We start from the raw sequence: 22,905 nt of genomic DNA on the forward strand, positions 1-22,905 counted from the left end.
GCGAGGCAACGCCGTACTGGTTTAAATTTAATCCACTATGCACTGGGATGTTTATCGGAACGGTATGATAACCGCCTCACTCATTTTCTTTCTTTCCTCCCATTTTTTCTTTTCCCTGCTGATTTTTGTCAATGCATGAATCAATCGCTCTTTCAGTGTCCTGTCTTTATGTTTTTGTTTTGGGATTTTACTTCGCTCATCTTCCAATAAACTACCCAACACGCTGCTTTTATTATGAAACTTAGTGTAATGCAATTCCTGGGCGCATAAGGCCGGACTGACCTGATAAACAGGCATCCCCTCCTTATCGAAAAAATCACTGAACATCATTAGGTCGATAGGTTTTATCTGTTCCGGCTGCAACATTGCGAAATGTTGCAGAAAAAACCGCATCGCTTTTTTGGAAATGATATAGCCCGCCGTCCCCCAGTGTTCGCTTTCCAACAGCGGGAAGGCGCGCCCGCAGTAGTCCGCCACGCCGGAGGGCGAGGTCAGGACGTGCATAAACATCGTTTCCAAGCGGACGATAAAGGCGGAATCCTTGTCAAAGCGTTCTTCCAACCAAGTATCTTCGGCAAGGAACTGCTCCACGCCTTCGCCCAGTAAAACGTCGTCTTCAAATACGGCGATATACGGTACGCCTTCGTCCAGCGCCTGTTTCCACAATACGGCGTGGCTCATAAAGCAGGCTTTTTCCACTCCGCTCAAATAGGGGTGCGCCGACAAACCGGGGACGAGTTCCGCCATTGCCTGTTCCAGCCTTTCAGACGGCATCAGTGCGTCGAAAAACTGAAACGGGATGCCGCGACTGCCGAAGGTTGCTGCAATGTGCGCCCTGCGTTCTGCGGCGGAAGCTAAGCTGATAACGTGATTTTGCATGATTTATCCTGTTTTTTTGTCTGCCGGATCTGGCCGCGCCTGCCAGCGGTTTTTAATCAGTCGGCGTAAAATGCTGAAGTATTGCCTCATGGTAAACAGCCGCCTCATCTTGCCGTCTGCCGCAAAATCCAGCCATGCATTTGAAGGTGGCGTATCTGTCCATTTGAAACATTGATACAAGAAATGGCGTACCCGCTCAAAATCATCTTCTGGCAAATCCTTCTCCAGCAATTCATACGCTACTGCTTTGGTTTGGCGGTATTCAAGGCTGTCAAACCTGGTTTTAAAACCCATAGACTGCAAAAAATCGTTTCTGGCGGTTTTTTGGATGCCTTGCGCGATTTCGTGTTGGCGGACGCTGTGTTTGGATGAAACCTGATTGGCGTGAAGGCGGTATTTGACCAAGGCTTCGGGATAATAAGCCAGCCTGCCCAATTTGCTGACATCGTACCAAAATTGGTAATCTTCCGCCCAATCCCGCTCGGTGTTGTAACGCAAACCGCCGTCAATGACGCTGCGCCTCATAATCATGGTGTTGTTGTGTATAGGGTTGCCGAAAGGAAAAACGGCGGCAATGTCTTCATGCCGGGTCGGTTTGTCCCAAATTGCACCGTGCCTGTGATGCCGCGCCAGCCGGTTGCCGTCCTTTTCTTCCGACAAAACTTCCAGCCACGCACCCATGGCAATGATGCTGCAGTCTTTTTCCATCTCACCCACGATTTTCTCAATCCAGTCGGGGGTGGCAATATCGTCGGCATCGGTGCGGGCAATATATTCCCCCATTCCTGACTTTGCCAATTCGTCCAGCCCGATGTTTAAAGAAGGAATCAGGCCCGAATTGCGCGGCTGCGCGAGGATGCGGATACGGCTGTCCTGTTCTTGGAACTGCCGGGCAATGGCAAGCGTACCGTCCGTCGAGCCGTCATCGACAATCAAAATATCCAAGTTGCGCCAAGTCTGATTCACGACGGCGGCTAATGATTGGGCGAAATATTTTTCTACGTTGTAGGCGCAAATCAAAACGCTGACTAAAGGCTGCAATTTATTCTCCCGATAATTTGATGCCGTCTGAAGGCTTCAGACGGCATTTGGACTGTACAACGGTTACTCGCCCAAAAGCNCGATGTCGGCCACCGCGTTCATCTGCTCTGCCAAGCGGTTCAGCAGGTTCAGGCGGTTTTGTTTTACGGCGGCATCTTCCGCCATCACCATCACGCCGTCAAAGAAGGCATCGACTTGCGGCTTGACGGAAGCCAGTTCGGACAAGGCGGTTTGGAAATTGCCTTCGGCGACGGCGGCGGCGATTTTCGGCTGCAAGCCTTGCGCAGCGGCAAAGAGGGCTTTTTCTTCGTCCTGTTGCAGCAGGCTTTCATTGACTTCGCCCAACGCGGCATCGGCTTTTTTCAGCAGGTTTTGCACGCGTTTGTTGGCAGCGGCGAGCGCGGCGGCTTCGGGCAGTTGTTTGAACGCGGCGACAGCCTGCAGTTTGGCGGTCAAATCGTCCAAACGGCGCGGCTGCTTGGCGAGTACGGCGGCAACGATGTCTTGCGGATAATCGTTTTGCAGCAACACGGCAAGGCGCGCCTGCATAAAGTCGGCGGTTTCAGACGGCGTTTTTTCGTTGAGCAAACCTTTGGGAAAGCTGTCGAAGGCCGTCTGAATCAGTTCGTTCACGTCCAAACCGTACTGCATCAGCATCCGCAAAATACCCAAGGCGGCGCGGCGCAGGGCGTAGGGGTCTTTGTCGCCGGTAGGAATCAAACCGATGCCCCAAATGCCGACCAAGGTTTCCAGCTTGTCCGCCAGTGCCACGGCGGCGGCAATTTTGCTTTCGGGCAGCTTGTCGCCGGCAAAACGCGGCTGGTAGTGCTGCTCGACGGCTTCGGCGATTTCTTCGGTTTCGCCGTCCAAACGGGCATAGTATTTGCCCATCGTGCCTTGCAGTTCGGGGAACTCGCCGACCATTTCGGTTACCAAGTCGGCTTTGGCAAGACGCGCGGCGCGCTCGGCTGCGGCGGCATCCGCGCCCAATGCTTTAGCGATGTGGGCGGCGATGCTTTGCAGGCGTTCGATACGCTCGGCTTGCGAACCGATTTTGTTGTGGTACACCACGTTTGCCAACTTGGGCAGGCGGCTTTCCAAAGTCGCTTTTTGGTCTTGCTTGTAGAAGAACTCGGCATCAGACAGGCGCGCGCGCAAAACGCGTTCGTTGCCTCGGATGATGTGCGACGGGTCTTCGGTTTGCAGGTTGGAGACCAGCAGGAAGCGGTTCATCAGCTTGCCGTTTTGATCGAGCAGCGGGAAGTATTTTTGGTTTTGCTGCATCGTCAAAATCAAGCATTCTTGAGGCACGGCGAGGAAGTGTTCCTCAAAACCGGCTTCCAATACCACAGGCCATTCGACCAATGCAGTTACTTCGTCCAACAGGGCCTCATCGGCGGCAACGGCGGCGTTCAGACGGCGTGCCTGCCCTTCCAATGCCGTCTGAATCGCGGCTTTGCGCTCGGCAAACGAAGCGACGACTTTGCCTTGTTCGCGCATTTGTGCGGCGTAGCTGTCGGCGTTTTTAATGGTGATTTCGCCGTCGGAGAGGAAGCGGTGTCCCAAGGTTTGATTGCCGCTTTGCAGACCCAAAACGCTGACGTTTACAATCTCGCTGCCGTGCAGCACAATCAGCCCGTGAACGGGGCGCACGAAGGTAAACGTGCTGCTGCCCCAACGCATCACTTTCGGAATCGGCAATTTCTTAACCGCTTGATTGATAATGTCTTCCAAGAGTTCGCCCAACGGTTTGCCGGTTTGGACGTATTCGTAGGCGTACACGTCCTGCTTGCCGTCGTGGACGATGGTCAAGTCTTCGATTTTCGCCCCAGCACCGCGTGCAAAACCTTCCAAAGCCTTGGTCGGCGCACCGTCTTTCATGGCATTCGCCACGGCAGGGCCTTTTTTCACGATTTTTTGATCGGCCTGAACGGCTTTGACGTTTTTGACTTGAACCGCCAAACGACGCGGCGAGGCATAAGCCGTAAATTCGGCTGCGCCGTCAATCAGTTGCGCTTTTTCTAGGCCTTCGGCAACGGCGGCGGCAAAATGGTTGCCCAGATTATTCAGGGCTTTGGGCGGAAGTTCTTCGGTAAGGAGTTCGATTAAAAGGGTTTGGGTTGTCATATGAGACTTTCTGTTTGTCCGTAGGCCCTGCTTATAAAGCCTGCATATGCCGTACGGCCTGTATTAATGGATACGCAAAAAAGGCCGTCTGAAAACCTGTTTCAGACGACGTATCGTTATTTTTTAATCAACGGGAAGCCCAGTTTTTCGCGGCTTTCGACATATTTTTGCGCCACGGCGCGGCTCAACGCGCGGATGCGCCCGATGTAGGTGGCGCGTTCGGTTACGGAAATCGCGCCGCGTGCGTCTAAAAGGTTGAACGTATGCCCCGCTTTGAGGACCAGCTCGTAGGCGGGCAGCGCAAGGCTTGCTTCTTCAACGGCGAGCAGGCGTTTGGCTTGCGCTTCGTAGTCGTTGAACTGGCGCAAGAGCCAGTCGGCATCGCTGTATTCGAAGTTGTAGGTGGATTGCTCGACTTCGTTTTGATGGTACACGTCGCCGTAGCTTACGGTGTTGCCGTCCGGCGTTTTTGCCCAAACGAGGTCATAGACGTTTTCCACGCCTTGCAGGTACATCGCCAAGCGTTCGATGCCGTAGGTGATTTCGCCGAGTACGGGGGTGCAGTCGATGCCGCCGACTTGTTGGAAATAGGTAAACTGTGTTACTTCCATGCCGTTGAGCCAGACTTCCCAGCCCAAACCCCACGCGCCGAGGGTGGGGTTTTCCCAGTCGTCTTCGACGAAGCGGATGTCGTGGACTTTGGGATCGATGCCCAATTCGCGCAGGGAGTCGAGATAGAGGTCTTGGATATTGGCGGGGGCGGGTTTGAGGGCGACTTGGAATTGGTAATAGTGTTGCAGGCGGTTGGGGTTGTCGCCGTAGCGGCCGTCTTTGGGGCGGCGGCTGGGTTGGACGTAGGCGGCAAACCAAGGCTCGGGGCCGAGTGCGCGCAGGCAGGTGGCGGGATGGGATGTGCCGGCACCGACTTCCATGTCGAAGGGTTGGATGACAGGGCAGCCTTTGTCTGCCCAGAATGTTTGCAGTTTAAAGATGATTTGTTGGAAGGTGAGCATGACTTATTGTTCGATAAAATAAAGGTTTTATTTTACTGTTTCCATAGCCGCTTGAATAGATTTATCTCGAAGACAGCCTGATTTGAAACCAGGGGATGGATAATTTTTTAATTTAAATCCGGAAAATAAAAAGCACGGCCAAACGGTCGTGCTTTTTCAAACCAAACAAGTTTTATTTCTTGTGCGAACGGATATAGTCCAAAGTTTTGAGCTGTGCAATTGCGGCAGCCAATGCCTTGTGTGCCTCTACCAAATCCTTATCGTCTTTGGCTTGAGAGATACCGGCTTCGGCAGCTTTTTTCGCCTCTTCCGCACGTGCCTGATCCATCTCCGCACTACGGACGGCAACGTCCGCCAAAACGGTAACTTTATCAGGTTGAACTTCCAAGACACCACCTGAAACAGCAACCAAGACCTCCTTATCCTCGCCGGGAACAGTCAAACGCAAAGCTCCCGGCCGCACCAAACTCATAATCGGCTCGTGTCGCGGGTAAATACCAAGCTCACCTTGAACGGTCGGAACCACTACAAAGCTGGCTTCGCCCGAATAGATGTTTTGCTCGCTACTGACCACTTCAACTTGCATGACGCTCATGCCGACCTCCTTAGTTTAAGGTTTTCGCTTTCTCTACTGCTTCTTCAATGCTGCCGACCATATAGAATGCCTGCTCGGGCAGATGATCGTATTCGCCGTTCAAAATGGCTTTGAAACCGGCAATGGTATCGCGCAGAGCGACATATTTGCCTGGAGAACCTGTAAACACTTCGGCAACGTGGAACGGTTGAGACAGGAAGCGTTGGATTTTACGGGCACGCATCACAGTCAGTTTGTCTTCGTCAGACAATTCGTCCATACCCAGAATGGCGATGATGTCGCGCAATTCTTTGTATTTTTGCAGAGTAGACTGTACACCGCGCGCTACGTCGTAGTGCTCTTGACCCAATACCATCGGATCCAATTGGCGTGAAGTAGAGTCAAGCGGGTCAACTGCCGGGTAAATACCCAAAGATGCAATATCACGGCTCAATACGACGGTTGCGTCCAAGTGGGCGAAGGTTGTCGCTGGAGACGGGTCAGTCAAGTCATCCGCAGGTACATATACGGCTTGGATGGAAGTAATGGAGCCGGTTTGGGTAGAGGTAATACGCTCTTGCAAACGACCCATTTCTTCAGCCAATGTCGGTTGGTAACCCACTGCAGAAGGCATACGGCCCAACAGTGCAGATACTTCGGTACCGGCCAAAGTGTAACGGTAGATGTTGTCAACGAAGAACAATACGTCGCGGCCTTTACCGTTTTCGTCTTTTTCGTCACGGAAGTATTCGGCCATAGTCAAACCGGTCAAAGCAACGCGCAGACGGTTGCCTGGAGGTTCGTTCATTTGGCCATACACCATGGCTACTTTATCCAATACGTTGGAATCTTTCATCTCGTGGTAGAAGTCGTTACCTTCACGGGTACGTTCACCCACACCTGCGAACACGGACAGACCGCTGTGCGCTTTGGCGATGTTGTTGATCAATTCCATCATGTTCACGGTTTTGCCCACACCGGCACCACCGAACAGACCTACTTTACCGCCCTTAGCAAACGGACACAGCAAGTCGATCACTTTAATACCGGTTTCCAGCAATTCGGTAGTTGCAGACAACTCGTCGAATTTCGGAGCAGTTTGGTGAATGGCACGGCTCTTGTCGGTATCGATAGGACCTGCTTCATCAACAGGCGTACCCAATACGTCGACAATACGACCCAATGTACCTTTACCTACCGGCACAGTGATTGGCGCACCAGTATTGCTTACAGACATGCCGCGTTTCAGGCCGTCTGAACTACCCATTGCAATAGTACGGACAACGCCGTCACCCAGAAGCTGTTGAACTTCCAGAGTCAGACCGTTCTCGTCCAATTTCAGGGCATCGTAAACATGCGGGATAGCGTCGCGTGGAAATTCCACGTCAACCACCGCACCAATAACTTGCACGATTTTGCCTTGGCTCATTATCGTATCCTAATTTCCTGTTCAGGCTTCAGACGGCATTAAACTGCCGCCGCACCTGCTACAATTTCTGACAATTCTGTGGTAATCGCGGCTTGACGCGATTTGTTGTACACCAAGCGCAATTCTTTGATGGCATTGCCTGCGTTGTCGGTTGCGGCTTTCATCGCTACCATACGCGCGGCTTGTTCGGATGCCATGTTGTCGCTCAATGCCTGATAAACCACAGACTCTAAATAGCGGCGAACCAAATATTCCAATACGGCGATAGGACTCGGCTCGTAGCGGTATTCCCAAGTAAATGAAGAATGACCTGTTCCGTCGTCAATAACGTTTTCACCGATAGGCAGCAAAACTTCCATACGCGGCTCTTGGCGCATTGTGTTGACGAAACGTGAGTAAACCATATGGATACGGTCTAATTCATGCTTCTCATAACGTTGGAAGATTTCGGTCAAAGGGCCAAGCAACGCCTCCATTTTTGGGGTGTCGCCCAAATTGGTTGCGCTGGCAATAACATTCAAACCGATGCTTTGGCATGCAGCCAAACCTTTGCTACCCAAGCACACGACTTCGACTTCGATGCCTTGTTCCTGATACTCTTGAACTTGCGCCAAAAACTTTTTCAGTACGTTTGCGTTCAAGCCGCCGCACAAACCTTTGTCCGAGGTAATCAAGATGAAACCCGCACGACGCACTTCGCGATGCGGCTCCAACAGTTTGATACCATGATCGGCATTAGTCTGTGCAAGATGGCTCATCACTGTACGCACTTTTTCGGCGTACGGACGCGCTAAGCGCATCCGGTCTTGAGTCTTCCGCATTTTAGAGGTCGACACCATTTGCATCGCTTTAGTGATCTTTTGGGTATTTTGAACACTACGGATTTTGGTGAGAATCTCTTTTCCGACTGCCATTTCAGACTCCTTTCATCTCAATACTTATGCTTGGTAAGCGTAAGAAGATTTGAAAGATTTCATGGCTTCGGTCAATGCTTTTTCGCTTTCGTCAGACATTGCGCCTGATGCATTAATCGCTTCCAGAACCTCAGGATGTTGCGTACGTACGAAACTCAAGAATTCTGCTTCGAAAGCCAAGGCTTTGGATACCGGAACATCTGCGTAAGAACCGTTGTTGATCGCCCACAAAGTCAATGCCATTTCGGCAGTGTTCAATGTGCTGAATTGTTTTTGTTTCATCAATTCAGTAACCACTTCACCGTGTTGCAGCTGTTTGCGTGTTGCTTCGTCCAAATCGGAAGCAAATTGCGAGAACGCCGCCAATTCACGGTACTGTGCCAACGCCAAACGAATACCGCCACCCAGTTTTTTGATGACTTTGGTTTGTGCTGCACCACCTACGCGCGATACAGAAATACCGGCATTGATTGCAGGACGGATACCGGCGTTGAACAAGTCGGTCTCCAAGAAGATTTGGCCGTCTGTAATCGAGATTACGTTGGTTGGTACGAATGCTGATACGTCACCAGCTTGGGTTTCAATAATTGGCAACGCAGTCAGAGAACCGGTTTTGCCTTTTACTTCGCCATTGGTCAGTTTTTCAACTTCATTTTCGCTGACGCGGGCTGCACGTTCCAACAGACGGGAGTGCAGATAGAATACGTCGCCAGGATATGCTTCACGGCCAGGAGGACGGCGCAACAGCAGGGAAATTTGACGGTATGCAACGGCTTGTTTAGACAAATCATCGTATACGATCAACGCATCTTCACCACGGTCACGGAAGAATTCACCCATGGTACAACCGGAGTAAGGAGCGATGTATTGCAGTGCAGCGGCTTCAGAAGCAGTTGCAGCAACCACGATAGTATGTTCCATCGCGCCATGCTCTTCCAATTTGCGTACTACGTTGGCAATAGAAGATGCTTTTTGACCGATAGCCACATAAATACAGATAACGCCTGTACCTTTTTGGTTAACGATGGCATCCAGTGCTACGGCTGTTTTACCGGTTTGACGGTCACCAATGATCAACTCACGTTGGCCACGACCAACCGGAACCATAGAGTCAATAGCTTTCAGACCGGTTTGCATTGGTTGGTCAACCGATTTACGCGCAATCACACCTGGTGCAATTTTTTCGATTGGAGCAGTCAATGTTGTGTTGATTGGACCTTTTCCATCGATAGGACGACCCAATGCATCAACCACGCGACCAACCAGTTCGCGACCGATCGGCACTTCCAAAATACGGCCGGTACAGGTAACTGTATCGCCTTCTTTAATGTGTTCGTACTCACCCAACACTACGGCACCGACGGAGTCGCGCTCCAAGTTCATGGCCAGACCGAAAGTGTTACCGGGGAATTCGAGCATCTCACCTTGCATCGCGTCTGACAAGCCATGAATGCGCACAATGCCGTCTGTAACAGAAACGACAGTACCACGGGTACGCACTTCTGCATTGACGGACAGATTTTCGATTTTGGCTTTAATCAAATCGCTAATTTCAGCAGGATTAAGCTGCATGAAAACTCTCCTAATTTGTCATAGTCGCATACAAAGCATTCAGTTTGCCTTGTACGGACAAATCCAAGACCTGATCACCCACTTCTACTTTGATGCCACCGATTAATTCAGGGGCAACTTTAGCCACCACATCCAATTTGCTGTTGAAGCGTTTTATCAGGATATCGGTAACATCGGCCAGCTGCTGAGAACTGAGTTCATACGCGCTGTAAATTACTGCCGATTTCGTATTGTTGTGTATCAAGGTCAAATCTTGATATTGGGCATAAATTTCTGGCAATACCAGCAAACGCTTTTGTTCGGCCAAAACGGTAATAAAATTTGCCAATTCGACATTTTTGATACCGACAAGACCTTTGAGCGTTTCTGCCTTTTCGGAAGCTCCCGTTTCCGGCTGCTCGATGAAAGCGATGACTTTCTCATCTTGAACAACCGCTGCGAGTTCTTTCAGTTCGCCCAACCAAGACTCGATTTGGTTTTTTTCCTGAGCCAGACTAAACAATGCTTTCGCATAAGGTCTGGCAATCGTTGCGAACTCTGCCATAAGATTACAGCTCCTGTTTTAAGGCACTGAGCAAATCTGCATGTTTGGAAGCATCGACTTCTTTACGCAGGATAGATTCCGCACCTTTAACAGCCAATGAAGCAACCTGTTCGCGCAACACTTCGCGTGCACGGTTAACTTCTTGCTCTACATCAGCTTTTGCTTGGGCTGCAATGCGTGCTGCTTCATGAGAAGCTTGCTCTTTGGCTTCTTCTACAATTCTTGCAGCACGTTTTTCGGCGTTGGCAACCATTTCGGTTACCTGATGACGCCCTTCGGCCATAAGTTCTGCAACTTTTTTCTCTGCCTGCTCAAAATCGCTCTTACCGCGCTCGGCAGCAGCCAAGCCCTCGGCGATTTTTGCGGCACGCTCATCCAATGCTTTGGCAATCGGAGGCCATACGAATTTCATCGTAAACCAAACCAAGCCAAAGAAAACTAGGATTTGCGCAAATAAGGTTGCATTAATATTCACGTTACTTAACCTTCGTATCTGGGTTAATCAAACAGACGGTAAGCCTGTATCTGAACGGATTTCTCCGCCTTGATTACGCAGCACCAGTACCAAACGGGTTAACGAAGGCGAACAACAGGGCAATAGCCACACCGATCAAGAAGGCCGCGTCGATCAGACCAGCAATCAAGAACAGTTTGGTTTGCAGCGGACCGATCAGTTCAGGTTGGCGAGCAGAAGACTCCAAATATTTAGAACCAACCATTGCGATACCGATAGAGGCACCCAGTGCGCCCAATGCAACGATCAAACCACATGCGATAGCAATCAAACCCATTTTAAACTCCTTAAAGAAACAAAGGTTAAACTACAAAAACAAACTACTTGGGAAAATCAGTGCGCATCATGTGCCTGTCCGATATAGACAAACGCCAATGCCATAAAAATAAACGCCTGCAGGGTAATAACCAAAATATGGAAAATCGCCCACGCCAATCCGGCAATAATGTGGAAGACGAACAGAATCGGATCCATTGCTTCAACGCTGCCGGAAGCCGCCCAAGCACCGCCAAGCAAGGCTATCAGCAGGAATACCAACTCGCCCGCATACATATTGCCGAACAACCGCATACCGTGTGATACGGTTTTAGAAAGAAACTCGACCAAATTCAGCAGGAAGTTTGCCGGTGCAAGCTTCGCACCGAACGGCGCGCTAAACAGCTCGTGAAACCAGCCACCCAATCCTTTGATTTTGATGTTGTAATAAATACAAATCAGCAACACGCCGACGGCAAGAGCCAAAGTAGTATTCAAATCAGCGGTAGGCACAACACGCAACAGGGCGTGATGATTACCGGTCAGATGCTGCCAAACCCACGGTAACAGGTCAACAGGCAGCATATCCATCGCATTCATCAGGAAAATCCAGACAAAAAGTGTTAAACCCAAAGGGGCGATGGCTTTTCTAGACTGTTCATTGTGAATGATGCTCTTACACATATCGTCCACAAACTCGAACAAGATTTCCACGGCTGCCTGAAAACGTCCGGGAACGCCTGCCGTCGCTTTTTTTGCACCGCGCCACAACAGGAAGCTGCCGATTACGCCCAACAGGACGGCAAAAAAGACGGCATCAAGGTTAATAAACGAAAAATCAGCAATGTTTTTCAGTCCCTGACCCTGAGTAACATCCGACAAACTGGTCAAGCTCTGCAAGTGGTGCTTGATGTAGTCGGCAGCGGTAATGGTTTCACCTGCCATAATCTTTCACTCTCAACAATACTAAAAAAACCAGATGGCTGACACCGAGCAGCCCCATTAGAAACGGGGCGAACACCAGCGATTGATGCCATATTGCAAATACGGCAAGCATAGACAACAGCGACAGCACTACTTTTAAAATCTCTCCGAAGATGTACATCCTGCTTTGCAGAAAGGGATCCCCACTGAAAAGTTTTAAAAGTAAAACTGCAACAAGCGTGGGAAGCAGATAGGACAGGCCGCCGCCGATTGCCGATAGAAACCCCGAATACCCCCATATAACAAGGGAAACTAGAGAACATACGGATAATACTGCAAATTGCAGGATAATAATCTGCTTCATAAAAAAGAATGATTCCACCTCGGATTTGAGGCGCGGCTAATATAATTTAGAAGCCTTCTTACGTCAAGCAATATGTTAATCTTTGTGAAACTCGCCGCCGATACAGACAAGCGGCTCCCCAAAATCCAACCCCGCTATTCTAACACATATTACATATGATTACAGGATATTGAGGAGCTTGTCCGAAATTTCTTTACACTTTATATTTCAGACGGCATATTGCGCAAAATTAAGGCTGGTAATCTATTCCCAACTGCTCCAACAGGTGGCCGAACGTTTCAGGCGTATCGAAATATAGGACAATCCTGCCTTTTTTGTGGTTAACGGTTTTGACTTCAGCGTTGACACCCAGCCTTTCAGTCAGCAAATCGTTAAGGCGGCTGATGTCGGAAGCAGTATTTTTTTTGGGTTCGGACTGTTTGTTCTGATGGGCAATTTGGCTGCGGCGTTCGACTTCGCGCACCGACCAGCCGTTTTTGACAGCCTTTTGCGCCAACTCGAGCTGTTCGACGACGGGCAGGGTCAGCAATGCGCGGGCGTGTCCCATTTCGAGGCGGCGTTGGTAAAGCATTTCCTGCACGGGTTCGGGCAGGCTTAAAAGGCGCAGGCTGTTGGAAATCGCACTTCGGCTTTTGCCGACGGCTTTGGCTATGGTTTCGTGGGTCAGTCCGAACTCGTCGGCAAGACGTTTCAACCCCTGCGCTTCTTCGATAGGGTTGAGATTCTCTCGCTGAAGGTTTTCTATCAACCCCATGGCCAGTGCGGTTTCGTCGCTGATAGTCTTGATAACGACGGGGATTTCGGTCAGGCCGGCAAGCTGGGAGGCGCGCCATCGCCGCTCCCCTGCAATCAGTTCGTACCGGGACAAACCGTGCTCCCGCACAATGACGGGCTGTATCACGCCCTGTGCCTTAATCGAATCTGCCAGCTCCTGCAAGGCTTCGTCATCGATTTGAACACGCGCCTGATAGCGGCCGGGCTGGATATCTTTAACTGCAACCGTGGTCAATCGGTCGCCGCTGCTGTTGTCTGCGCCGTTGGCGAGCAGCGAATCCAAACCGCGCCCCAATCCGCCTTTTACTTTTGCCATGCCTTTCTCCCTTACGTGTTCAAATGTAATGATAAAGTCGATATTTTATCGGATATTGAGTGTTGCCGACAATTTGTATCCGTGTTTATCTCGAATCGTTTTTTTCACTATAATAACCGCTTTGCCGCTGCCGGCGGCATAACGGAAAGGCGGATGATGACTCGACGGTTGATTGTCGGCATCAGCGGGGCAAGCGGCTTTGCTTACGGCATTAAGGCATTGCGGCTTCTGCTTACGCAAGATGTCGAAACACACCTTGTGGTATCGAAAGGTGCGGAGATGGCCCGGACTTCGGAAACGGATTATACGAAAGACGAAGTATATGCCTTGGCCGACTTCGTCCATCCGATTGGCAATATCGGGGCATGCATTGCCAGCGGGACGTTTAAAACGGATGGGATGCTGGTTGCACCCTGTTCGATGCGGACGCTTGCCTCTGTCGCGCACGGCTTCGGCGACAATCTGCTGACACGTGCGGCGGATGTAGTTTTGAAGGAAAGGCGGCGGCTGGTACTGATGGTCCGCGAAGCACCGTTGAACCTTGCCCATCTGGAGAATATGAAACGGGTAACAGAAATGGGCGGCGTGGTGTTTCCCCCTGTTCCTGCGATGTACCGCAAACCGCAGACGGCGGACGACATAGTGGCGCACAGTGTCGCACACGCTTTGTCGCTTTTCGGAATCGATACGCCGGATTCGGCGGAATGGCAGGGAATGGCGGACTAAAAGACAAAAATGCCGTCTGAACACGGATACGGTTCAGACGGCATCATTTTATACGACTGCCTTATTTGGCTGCGCTTTCATTCCATGCGGCAGGGTATTTGTAGCCCTCGAAGCGTTTGTGCGCGTAGGCTTTGAACGCGTCGGAGTTATAGGCCTCGGTTACGTCTTTAAGCCATTGGCTGTCTTTGTCGGCAGTCTTGACGGCAGACCAGTTGACATAAGCAAAGCTCGGCTCTTGGAACAGGGCTTCGGTCAGCTTCATGCCGCTGCTTATGGCGTAGTTGCCGTTGACGACGGCAAAATCCACGTCGGCACGGCTGCGCGGCAGTTGCGCAGCTTCAAGCTCGACGATTTTGATGTTTTTCAGGTTTTCGGCAATATCCGCTTTGGATGCAGTCAGCGGATTGATGCCGTCTTTGAGTTTAATCCAACCCAGTTCGTTCAGCATCACCAAGGCGCGTGCGAAGTTGGACGGGTCGTTGGGCGCGGATACGGTGCTGCCGTCTTTGACTTCTTCCAGCGATTTCAGCTTGCCCGGATACAGTCCCAAAGGCGCGGTCGGCACTTGGAAGGCTTCGGTGATGTCCAGATTGTGTTCTTTTTTGAAATCGTCAAGATAGGGTTTGTGTTGGAAGATGTTGATGTCCAACTCGCCCTCCGCCAATGCCAGATTCGGGCGCACATAGTCGGTAAATTCAACCAATTTGACGGTGTATCCTTTTTTCTCCAACGCAGGTTGGATTTGGTCTTTGACCATATCGCCGAAGTCGCCGACCGTTGTACCGAAGACGATTTCTTTTTTCTCCGCGCCGTTATTGGCTGAAGAGGCGGCAGCAGAGGCTGCGGGCGCGCTGTCTTTTTGACCGCCGCAAGCCGCCAAAATAAGCGCGAGTGTGGCAGCGGAAAGGGTTTTGAAGAAGTTTGTCATGTTATCTCCTGATATGTGGGAAAGTTTCAAACTAAAGCTGCAGGCAATAAATCCGTCATAGTTTAACATTCAGACGGCATTTGCCGCAGAAAAGATTCTATAGCATTTTTAACAGTACGGCGGATATTTCCCCCCGCCGTATCGTCCTCAGACCTGAAGGCCTGCTTCATCTGTGCTTCAGACGGCATTCGGGTTTAACGTTTGTCGAGTTTCCGCGCCAACGCGTTGCCGGTGCTTTGAATCAGGATGACCAGCAGCACGAGAAGGGCGACGATAAAGACGATGACTTCGGTTTGGTAGCGGTAGTAGCCGTAGCGGATGGCGAGGTCGCCCAAGCCACCGCCGCCTATCATGCCTGCCGCTGCGCTGTATGAGAGCAGACCGATGGCAAGCACGGTAATGCTGGAAACCATGCCCGCGCGCGCTTCGTTTAAGAGGACTTTGCGGACGATGGCAACCGGAGGCGCACCCATCGCGGCGGCGGCTTCAATCACGCCTTTGGGGACTTCGCGCAGGTTTTGCTCCACCAGTCGGGCAAAATAAAACAATCCCGACACGCTCAACACCAGCGAGGCGGCAACCGGGCCGATGGTGCTGCCGACGATGGCGCGTGTGGCGGGTATCATCGCAATCATCAAAATGACGAAGGGGAAGGCGCGCATGAGGTTGACGAGGTTGTCGAGCAGGAAATTCACCGGCTTGTTGTAATGCAGTTGGCGGCTGGAAGTTACGAAGAGCAACACGCCCAAGAGCGTGCCGAAGATGACGGCGAATGTGGTGGACAAGCCGACCATCACGAAAGTTTCGCCCAAGGCGCGGACGATTTCGTCTTTCATGCCGACGATGGTGGAAACGGCTTGTTCGAATGTTAAGTCTGCCATATCAGTCCTCCCGAATCAGTTCGCGCCCGATGTCGGATTGGGCGTGGATTTGGTTGCCGCGTACTTCGACGATTTCGACGACTTTNCCTTTATCCAAGAGGGCGGCGCGGTCGCACAGTCGTCTGATGACGCTCATTTCGTGGGTTACGATGACGATGGTTACGTTGAAGCGTTTGTTGATGTCTTCCAAACATTCCAAGACGCTGCGCGTAGTAGCGGGATCGAGGGCGGAAGTGGGTTCGTCTGCGAGGATGACTTGCGGCTTGGATGCGAGCGCGCGGGCGATGCCGACGCGTTGTTTCTGCCCGCCTGAAAGCTGGGCAGGGTAGTGGTCAGCGCGTTCGGTCAGGCCGACGATTTCGAGGCATTCGGCAACGCGCGCTTTGATTTTTTCAGACGGCCATCCGGCGATTTCCAATGGGAAGGCGACGTTGCCGGCGACGGTGCGGTTGTTCAACAGGTTGAACTGCTGGAACACCATACCGATATTTTGCCGCGCCCGGCGCAATGCGGCGGCATCGAGCGCGGTCAGCTCTTGTCCACAGACGTTGACCTTGCCGCTGTCGGGACGTTCCAACAGGTTAATCAGTCGCAACAGGGTGGATTTGCCCGCGCCGGAATAGCCCATCAGCCCGAAGATTTCGCCGTCGCGGATTTCGAGGCTGGTCGGCTCGACGGCGGCAAAACGGGTCTTGTCGCGCGTTTGGTAATGCTTGGAAACCTTGTCCAAAATAATCATTGTCTTTCCCATAAAACAAAGCCCGATGTCAGACACAACGGGCACGGAAGATAAAGCTGAAATTGTCGGAACGCTTTAGCTGTTATGCCCGCAAGCTGTGTCAAATCGGCAGGTTAATTTTCGTAGGATATTATCGGGAAAGCGTTTTTTTGTCAATAACGTAGGAAGCGGGCAACCATTTCGGACAATGCCGTCTGAAACGGGCAAAGGCAGCGGTTCGCACCCAAACGGCAAATAATTGAAAAATATATAGTGGATTAACAAAAATCAGGACAAGGCGACGAAGCCACAGACAGTACAGATAGTACGGCAAGGCGAGGCAACGCTGTACTGGTTTAAATTTAATCCACTATAAATTATGTCGGAAACATTCCAAAGGCGGTGCAGTTTCGGCATATAATTCGGGCAAACGCCTGTTCAGACGGCATTTTGTCTTTTCCAACCCTGACCGTTCAGGGTTCCGATTCTTAAGGAAATCCGATGTACCTACCCTCTATGAAGCATTCCCTGCCGCTGCTGGCGGCCCTGGTGCTTGCCGCGTGTTCTTCGACAAACGCGCCCGGCGGCAAGACCCCGGCAGACAATATAGAAACTGCCGGTCTTTCGGCAAGCGTTCCCACCCGCCCTGCCGAACCCGAAGGAAAAACGCTGGCAGATTACGGCAGCTACCCGTCCGCACTGGATGCAGTGAAACAGAAAAACGATGCGGCAGTCGCCGCCTATTTGGAAAACGCCGGCGACAGCGCGATGGCGGAAAATGTCCGCAACGAGTGGCTGAAGTCTTTGGGCGCACGCAAACAGTGGACGCTGTTTGCACAGGAATATGCCAAACTCAAACCTGAAGGGCGCGCCCAAGAAGTCGAATGCTACGCCGATTCGAACCGCAACGACTATACGCGTACCGCCGAACTGGTCAAAAATACGGGCAAACTGCCTTCGGGCTGCACCAAACTGTTGGAACAGGCAGCCGCATCCGGCTTGTTGGCCGGCAACAATGCCTGGAGGCGCGTGCGCGGACTGTTGGCCAACAGCCAAACCACAGACGCACGCAACCTTGCCGCCGCATTGGGCAGCTCGTTTGACGGCAGCACACAAGGTTCGCGCGAATACGCCCTGTTGAACGTCATCGGCAAAGAGGCNCGTAAATCGCCGAATGCCGCCGCCCTGCTGTCCGAAATGGAAAGCGGTTTAAGCCCCGAACAACGCAGTTTCGCGTGGGGCGTATTGGGGCATTATCAGTCGCAAAGCCTCAATGTGCCTGCCGCCTTGGACTATTACGGCAAAGTTTCCGACCGCCGCCAACTGACCGACGACCAAATCGAATGGTACGCCCGCGCCGCCTTGCGCGCCCGACGTTGGGACGAGCTGGCCTCCGTTATCTCGCATATGCCCGAAAAACTGCAAAAAAGCCCGACCTGGCTCTACTGGCTGGCACGCAGCCGCGCCGCAACGGGCAACACGCAAGAGGCGGAAAAACTCTACAAACAGGCGGCAGCGACAGGCAGGAATTTTTATGCCGTACTGGCAGGGGAAGAGTTGGGGCGCAAAATCGATACGCGCAACAATGTACCTGATGCCGACACAAACAGCGTCCTCCGTATGGCGGAAGACGGCGCAGTCAAACGCGCGCTGGTGCTATTCCAAAACAGCCGAACCACCGGCGATGCGAAAATGCGCCGTCAGGCTCAGGCGGAATGGCGTTTTGCCACACGCGGCTTCGACGAAGACAAGCTGCTGACCGCCGCGCAAACCGCGTTCAACCACGGTTTTTACGATATGGCGGTCAACAGCGCGGAACGCACCGACCGCAAACTCAACTACACCTTGCGCTATATTTCGCCGTTTAAAGACACGGTAATCCGCCACGCGCAAAATGTTAATGTCGATCCGGCGTGGGTTTACGGGCTGATTCGTCAGGAAAGCCGCTTCGTTATGGGTGCGCAATCCGGCGTAGGCGCGCAGGGGCTGATGCAGGTCATGCCTGCCACCGCGCGCGAAATCGCCGGCAAAATCGGTATGGATGCCGCACAACTTTACACCGCCGACGGTAATATCCGTATGGGGACGTGGTATATGGCGGACACCAAACGCCGCCTGCAAAACAACGAAGTCCTCGCTACCGCAGGCTATAACGCGGGTCCCGGCAGGGCGCGCCGATGGCAGGCGGATATCCCCCTTGAGGGCGCGGTATATGCCGAAACCATCCCGTTTTCCGAAACGCGCGACTATGTCAAAAAAGTGATGACCAATGCCGCCTACTACGCCGCCCTCTTCGGCGCGCCGCACATACCGCTCAAACAGCGTATGGGCATTGTCCCCGCCCGCTGACGTACCGATGCCGTCTGAAACCCGCCCGGTCTTTCAGACGGCATTTTTATCCCGAACGGCATTGACGGCGAACCATAAATATAAGACAATCCGAAAATTGTTTTTCCTGCTTTTTCAAGCAGCTTGACACGGCACAAGCCGACCCGTTAGGAGGTGATGTTTCCGTCACGGCGCGTATCCCGCCGCCGCAAGGCACAGCGATACGGTAAACCTTCAACACCGTCTGCCCTACCCTTTCCACCGATATGATGGGCAGATGCAACAACCGAATTTATTAAAGGAAATAAAATGCCTGCAATCCGCGTAAAAGAGAATGAACCATTTGAAGTCGCTATGCGCCGTTTCAAACGCGCCGTAGAAAAAACAGGCCTGCTGACCGAGCTGCGCGCCCGCGAAGCCTACGAAAAACCGACTACCGAACGCAAACGCAAAAAAGCGGCAGCCGTAAAACGCCTGCAAAAACGCCTGCGCAGCCAACAACTGCCGCCCAAAATGTACTAAACGTTCAAGTACAGATTACAGGTCAGCCCTGTGATATGAGGACACACCGCAAGACCTGCTCTGCGGTGTGTTTTGCTTTTCAGACGGCATCGAAACCCGCCGTTTCCATCCGACATCCCAGCGAGGACATTATGAGCCTGAAAATCCGCCTTACCGAAGACATGAAAACCGCGATGCGCGCCAAAGACCAAGTTTCCCTCGGCACCATCCGCCTTATCAACGCCGCCGTCAAACAGTTTGAAGTGGACGAACGCACCGAAGCCGACGATGCCAAAATCACCGCCATCCTGACCAAAATGGTCAAACAGCGCAAAGACAGCGCGAAAATCTATACTGACGCGGGGCGGCAGGACTTGGCAGACAAAGAAAACGCCGAAATCGAGGTACTGCACCGCTACCTTCCCCAAATGCTTTCCGCCGGCGAAATCCGTACCGAGGTCGAAGCCGCCGTTGCCGAAACCGGCGCGGCAGGTATGGCGGATATGGGCAAAGTGATGGACGTATTGAAAACCCGACTTGCCGGTAAAGCCGACATGGGTGAAGTCAACAAAATCCTGAAAGCCGTACTAACCGCCTGATTACCCGAATATCGGACAAAATGCCGTCTGAAGCCCGTATCGCAGGTTCAGACGGCATTTTCAATATCCCAATATCGAATCGGCAGGGGCAACACGGTTTCGATACGCCGAAACAGGTTTTGCCGATAAACAGATTCCGTTTGCGCCCCATCGGACAAAATGCCGTCTGAAACACGATTCCGTTCAGACGGCATAGATTTATTTGACCAATTTCAANCCTTTTTTGGCGGGTCGGGGCGCGGTTTCGGCAGAAGTGTTTTCAGACGGCGTGTCGGGGCGGTACTCCTCCAATTCAAACCCCATACCTTCTCCGGTCTCCCGTGCAAAAATGCTGAGGACGTGTCCGACAGGTATCCATATGTCGTGCGCCTGTCCGCCGAAGCGGGCGGAAAAGCTGATCCAATCGTTGTCGATTTGAAGGTTTTGCGTGGCGGTCGCGCCGATGTTGAGCATAATTTCGTTGTCGCGGACGTACTGCATGGGGACGCGCGTGTGTTCGTTGACCCAGACAAGGATGTGCGGTGTGAGGCTGTTGTCGCTGCACCATTCGCAAAGTGCGCGGAGGATATAGGGTTTGGTTGAGGTGGGCATAATGGGTTCCGTGTTGTACACCAAAATAGGAAAATGCCTGCAAAACGGCGGGTTTTGCAAGCATTCCGAGCTTATTTGCGCATGGCTTTTTCGGCGGGTGTCAGTGCTTCGATAAAGGCTTCGCGCTGGAAGATGCGCTCGGCGTATTTGAGCAGCGGCGCGGCACTTTTGCCCAGTTTGACATCGTAGTGGTCGAGCCGCCACAGCAGCGGGGCCAGGGCGACATCAATCATAGAAAAATCTTCGCCGAGGATGTATTTGCTTTTGCTGAACGAAGGGGCAAGCATGGTCAGACCGTTGCCGATGGCTTCGCGCGCTTTTGCCTGTTCCTTGTTGGTAGCGGCGGGGTTTTCCAAAACTTGGGCGTGGTTGAACAATTCTTTTTCCATACGGTACAGCACCAGCCGGCCCCGGCCGCGCATAACGGGATCGCCGGGCATAAGCTGCGGATGGGGGAAGCGTTCGTCAATGTATTCGTTGATGATGTTGGACTCGTGCAGCACCAAATCGCGCTCGACCAGCACGGGAACTTGGTTATACGGATTCATGACGGCGAGGTCTTCGGGCTTGTTGTAAATATCGACGTCTTTGATTTCAAAATCCATACCTTTTTCGTACAAAACGAAGCGGCAGCGGTGGCTGAAGGGGCAGGTAATGCCGGAATAGAGGGTCATCATAATAATTGTCGCTCCTGTGTGATGCCTGCAAAACGGCTGATTTATAAAGATTTAATCGCGCAATTATACGCAATTTCCGGCACTTAATCCAGAAATTCGGTTCAATCTGTTGTTTTTAATATATTTTCCCCGATTTTCCGTATCAGTGCGAACTTGCTGTCTTTGTTGCGCGGGCGCGCACCCTGCCAGACCGTCTGCCAGCCTTGCGGCGCATCCGCATTTTGGGGCAGGCGGACGATGCGGTAGCGGCATTGTACATCGCCGACGCGGTGCGGCAATGTGCCGTACTGTGTCCAAACAATCCGCGTGTGCAGATCGCCGCTGTCTATGCCGATACACTCGATGCCGTCTGAAAGCTCCCGTTTCAATTTCGGGGAAAGCGATGCCTCCATACTCCGGACGACCGGCGCGTGGCTTTTCGCCGCGTCCAGCCACGGCAGGAACAGCGTCATCAGCAAAGCCCAGGTCAGGGTAACGCCTGCCGCCCAGTTGGTAACCGCCTGCCTGCCGCGTATGTTTTTGCGGGTAATCGCCCACAGCCACAAGGGTGTGAACAGTACGGCAACCGCCATCGGAATGGGATCGATGTCGGGAACGTAATACGGGCTGAAGTAGGCGGCGCGTTCGGCAAGCTTGGCGGGCCAGCCGTAATTCATGGCGAAAAAGCCCGTCCACAGGAACACGGCAAACAGTCCGAACGCCATAATGCCGAACCAGTTGACAAACGCCGCCGCACCGCGCCTCAGGCTGTCCAGTTGCGCCGCGCCGAACAGGGCGAGCGGCGGCAGCAGCCAGACGAGGTTGTCCTGAAAACGCTGCGGATTGGCGGCGAGCAGCACCAAAACGGCAGCCATCCAGACAACGCCCAAAATCCCCCAATCGGTCGAAAACAGACGCGTGCGGCAAACCGTCCAAACCGCCAGCGGCAGCGCGGGCAGTGCAAACCAAAGCAGGTTTTTCAGATAGTAAAACAAACTGAATGCCGTCTGAACGTGCCGCACGCCGCCAAACGTACCGAAAACGTGATAGTTGAGCCATTGCGCAAACAGCGCGGGCTGCGTTTTTGCCAAGAGCAGCGGGTAAACGGTCATAAGCGGCAGGGCAAAGGCAAGCGAGGCGACTGCCGTCAACATCAAACGCCTACTTTGCCACGGACGGAAAAACATCAGCACTGGCAGGGGCAGCATCAGCGCAAATGCTGCCGGATAAGCTGCCGCCAGCGACATCAGCGTCCAACCCGTACCGAGCAGGAAAGAGGCGGCAATCACGCGCCGACGTGCCAGCGAATAGCCGTGCAGCACCAGCCCTGCGGCGGCAAAGGCGGCGGCAGCGGGATTGAGGAAATGGGCAACCGGAATCAGCCCGATACAGCCGATAAGGATTAAAACAACGCTGCGCCCGTGGTGTCTGCCCAAAAAGTTGAAACCGGCAAAGCCGCAGGAAGTCAGTCCGATAACGGCAAAAAATACGCCTGCAAAGCGTGCGGCATCATACGGGTCAGCAGCCCACGGCGACAGCAAATGTTTGAACGCGGCAGCAACCCAAAGATACACGGGCGGTATGCCGAAATCGGCATGCCCGAACAGATGGGCAACCAAAGGAACACGGCTGTCTGCCAGTGCTTCGACGGCAGTATAAACGGCAGGTTCGGCAGGATTCCATAAATCATGTGAAAATACACCCGGCCACAACCAGGCAAACGCCATCAGCATCAGC

General features: G+C 52.6%; 25 protein-coding genes. 5 read left to right on the forward strand and 20 right to left on the reverse strand.

The annotated features are described in order from the left end of the window. Window positions 1–51: 51 nt before the first annotated feature. From ACRPFF_RS05835 to ACRPFF_RS05900, 14 genes are all read right to left on the reverse strand, one after another. Complete coding sequence (locus ACRPFF_RS05835) at window positions 52–879, reverse strand: glycosyltransferase family 25 protein (protein ID WP_432674075.1); 828 nt, start codon at window positions 877–879, stop codon at window positions 52–54. A gap of 3 nt (window positions 880–882) precedes the next feature. Beyond that, window positions 883–1,920: a glycosyltransferase family 2 protein gene (locus tag ACRPFF_RS05840; RefSeq protein ID WP_432674076.1), complete on the reverse strand. Its 1,038-nt coding sequence runs from the start codon at window positions 1,918–1,920 to the stop codon at window positions 883–885. A 63-nt stretch (window positions 1,921–1,983) separates the two neighbouring features. Further along, window positions 1,984–4,047 carry a glycine--tRNA ligase subunit beta gene (glyS, locus tag ACRPFF_RS05845; RefSeq protein WP_432674077.1) on the reverse strand — a complete coding sequence of 688 codons (2,064 nt, stop codon included), beginning with the start codon at window positions 4,045–4,047 and terminating at the stop codon, window positions 1,984–1,986. Window positions 4,048–4,163: 116 nt separating this feature from the next. Further along, on the reverse strand, window positions 4,164–5,060 hold the full coding sequence (gene glyQ / locus ACRPFF_RS05850) for a glycine--tRNA ligase subunit alpha (protein ID WP_432674078.1): 897 nt from the start codon (window positions 5,058–5,060) through the stop codon (window positions 4,164–4,166). 172 nt (window positions 5,061–5,232) lie between these two features. Then, entirely contained in the window at window positions 5,233–5,655 is a 423-nt protein-coding gene (locus ACRPFF_RS05855) for a F0F1 ATP synthase subunit epsilon (RefSeq protein ID WP_003676117.1), read from the reverse strand. A gap of 10 nt (window positions 5,656–5,665) precedes the next feature. Continuing rightward, a complete protein-coding gene (gene atpD / locus ACRPFF_RS05860; protein WP_003750991.1) occupies window positions 5,666–7,063 on the reverse strand; it encodes a F0F1 ATP synthase subunit beta in 1,398 nt (465 codons plus the stop codon). 38 nt (window positions 7,064–7,101) lie between these two features. Next, window positions 7,102–7,977: a F0F1 ATP synthase subunit gamma gene (gene atpG / locus ACRPFF_RS05865; RefSeq protein WP_061734175.1), complete on the reverse strand. Its 876-nt coding sequence runs from the start codon at window positions 7,975–7,977 to the stop codon at window positions 7,102–7,104. A 24-nt stretch (window positions 7,978–8,001) separates the two neighbouring features. Then, window positions 8,002–9,549, reverse strand: coding sequence for a F0F1 ATP synthase subunit alpha (gene atpA / locus ACRPFF_RS05870; RefSeq protein WP_003676111.1), 1,548 nt, complete (start codon window positions 9,547–9,549; stop codon window positions 8,002–8,004). Between the two features lie 10 nt (window positions 9,550–9,559). Next, the gene (locus ACRPFF_RS05875; RefSeq protein WP_003676110.1) at window positions 9,560–10,093 is read right to left on the reverse strand and encodes a F0F1 ATP synthase subunit delta; all 534 of its coding nucleotides are present in this window, start codon (window positions 10,091–10,093) and stop codon (window positions 9,560–9,562) included. Between the two features lie 4 nt (window positions 10,094–10,097). Further along, window positions 10,098–10,568 carry a F0F1 ATP synthase subunit B gene (locus ACRPFF_RS05880; protein WP_411712879.1) on the reverse strand — a complete coding sequence of 157 codons (471 nt, stop codon included), beginning with the start codon at window positions 10,566–10,568 and terminating at the stop codon, window positions 10,098–10,100. Window positions 10,569–10,641: 73 nt separating this feature from the next. Next, window positions 10,642–10,884, reverse strand: coding sequence for a F0F1 ATP synthase subunit C (atpE, locus tag ACRPFF_RS05885; RefSeq protein WP_003708448.1), 243 nt, complete (start codon window positions 10,882–10,884; stop codon window positions 10,642–10,644). Between the two features lie 56 nt (window positions 10,885–10,940). Beyond that, the gene (gene atpB, locus ACRPFF_RS05890) at window positions 10,941–11,807 is read right to left on the reverse strand and encodes a F0F1 ATP synthase subunit A (protein ID WP_411712878.1); all 867 of its coding nucleotides are present in this window, start codon (window positions 11,805–11,807) and stop codon (window positions 10,941–10,943) included. Beyond that, on the reverse strand, window positions 11,797–12,150 hold the full coding sequence (locus tag ACRPFF_RS05895; protein WP_250314437.1) for an ATP synthase subunit I: 354 nt from the start codon (window positions 12,148–12,150) through the stop codon (window positions 11,797–11,799). Before ACRPFF_RS05895 ends, atpB begins: the two co-directional genes overlap by 11 nt. A 229-nt stretch (window positions 12,151–12,379) precedes the next feature. Further along, a complete protein-coding gene (locus ACRPFF_RS05900) occupies window positions 12,380–13,240 on the reverse strand; it encodes a ParB/RepB/Spo0J family partition protein (RefSeq protein ID WP_107859537.1) in 861 nt (286 codons plus the stop codon). A gap of 156 nt (window positions 13,241–13,396) precedes the next feature. On the opposite strand from ACRPFF_RS05900, the gene ACRPFF_RS05905 reads away from it, so the two are divergent. Beyond that, window positions 13,397–13,966: a UbiX family flavin prenyltransferase gene (locus ACRPFF_RS05905; RefSeq protein ID WP_432674086.1), complete on the forward strand. Its 570-nt coding sequence runs from the start codon at window positions 13,397–13,399 to the stop codon at window positions 13,964–13,966. Between the two features lie 61 nt (window positions 13,967–14,027). On the opposite strand, the gene ACRPFF_RS05910 is transcribed toward ACRPFF_RS05905, so the two are convergent. From ACRPFF_RS05910 to ACRPFF_RS05920, 3 genes are all read right to left on the reverse strand, one after another. After that, complete coding sequence (locus ACRPFF_RS05910; RefSeq protein ID WP_432674079.1) at window positions 14,028–14,894, reverse strand: MetQ/NlpA family ABC transporter substrate-binding protein; 867 nt, start codon at window positions 14,892–14,894, stop codon at window positions 14,028–14,030. 194 nt (window positions 14,895–15,088) lie between these two features. Beyond that, window positions 15,089–15,775 carry a methionine ABC transporter permease gene (locus tag ACRPFF_RS05915; protein WP_301883681.1) on the reverse strand — a complete coding sequence of 229 codons (687 nt, stop codon included), beginning with the start codon at window positions 15,773–15,775 and terminating at the stop codon, window positions 15,089–15,091. 1 nt (window position 15,776) lies between these two features. Continuing rightward, window positions 15,777–16,514 carry a methionine ABC transporter ATP-binding protein gene (locus ACRPFF_RS05920; protein WP_432674080.1) on the reverse strand — a complete coding sequence of 246 codons (738 nt, stop codon included), beginning with the start codon at window positions 16,512–16,514 and terminating at the stop codon, window positions 15,777–15,779. Window positions 16,515–16,994: 480 nt separating this feature from the next. Here ACRPFF_RS05920 and ltgA point away from each other — a divergent pair, with 480 nt between their 5' ends. From ltgA to ACRPFF_RS05940, 4 genes are all read left to right on the forward strand, one after another. Then, window positions 16,995–18,842, forward strand: a complete 1,848-nt coding sequence (gene ltgA, locus ACRPFF_RS05925) for a lytic transglycosylase LtgA (RefSeq protein ID WP_432674081.1) — start codon at window positions 16,995–16,997, stop codon at window positions 18,840–18,842. A 288-nt stretch (window positions 18,843–19,130) separates the two neighbouring features. After that, the gene (gene rpsU / locus ACRPFF_RS05930) at window positions 19,131–19,343 is read left to right on the forward strand and encodes a 30S ribosomal protein S21 (RefSeq protein WP_002214819.1); all 213 of its coding nucleotides are present in this window, start codon (window positions 19,131–19,133) and stop codon (window positions 19,341–19,343) included. 131 nt (window positions 19,344–19,474) lie between these two features. Next, a complete protein-coding gene (locus ACRPFF_RS05935) occupies window positions 19,475–19,921 on the forward strand; it encodes a GatB/YqeY domain-containing protein (RefSeq protein WP_432674087.1) in 447 nt (148 codons plus the stop codon). A gap of 20 nt (window positions 19,922–19,941) precedes the next feature. Further along, a complete protein-coding gene (locus tag ACRPFF_RS05940) occupies window positions 19,942–20,091 on the forward strand; it encodes a hypothetical protein (protein WP_432674082.1) in 150 nt (49 codons plus the stop codon). 28 nt (window positions 20,092–20,119) lie between these two features. Here the strand turns inward: ACRPFF_RS05940 and ACRPFF_RS05945 are convergent, their stop codons facing one another. From ACRPFF_RS05945 to ACRPFF_RS05955, 3 genes are all read right to left on the reverse strand, one after another. Further along, window positions 20,120–20,512: a ClpXP protease specificity-enhancing factor gene (locus ACRPFF_RS05945; protein WP_025457630.1), complete on the reverse strand. Its 393-nt coding sequence runs from the start codon at window positions 20,510–20,512 to the stop codon at window positions 20,120–20,122. 71 nt (window positions 20,513–20,583) lie between these two features. Further along, window positions 20,584–21,189, reverse strand: a complete 606-nt coding sequence (locus tag ACRPFF_RS05950) for a glutathione S-transferase N-terminal domain-containing protein (RefSeq protein WP_003750963.1) — start codon at window positions 21,187–21,189, stop codon at window positions 20,584–20,586. A gap of 101 nt (window positions 21,190–21,290) precedes the next feature. Beyond that, window positions 21,291–22,905, reverse strand: a 1,615-nt coding sequence (locus tag ACRPFF_RS05955) for an ArnT family glycosyltransferase (RefSeq protein ID WP_432674083.1), incomplete at its 5' end; no start/stop codon positions are given.

Origin of the sequence: Neisseria sp. SLRRB23, assembly GCF_050896295.1 — a bacterium.
Lineage (GTDB): Bacteria > Pseudomonadota > Gammaproteobacteria > Burkholderiales > Neisseriaceae > Neisseria.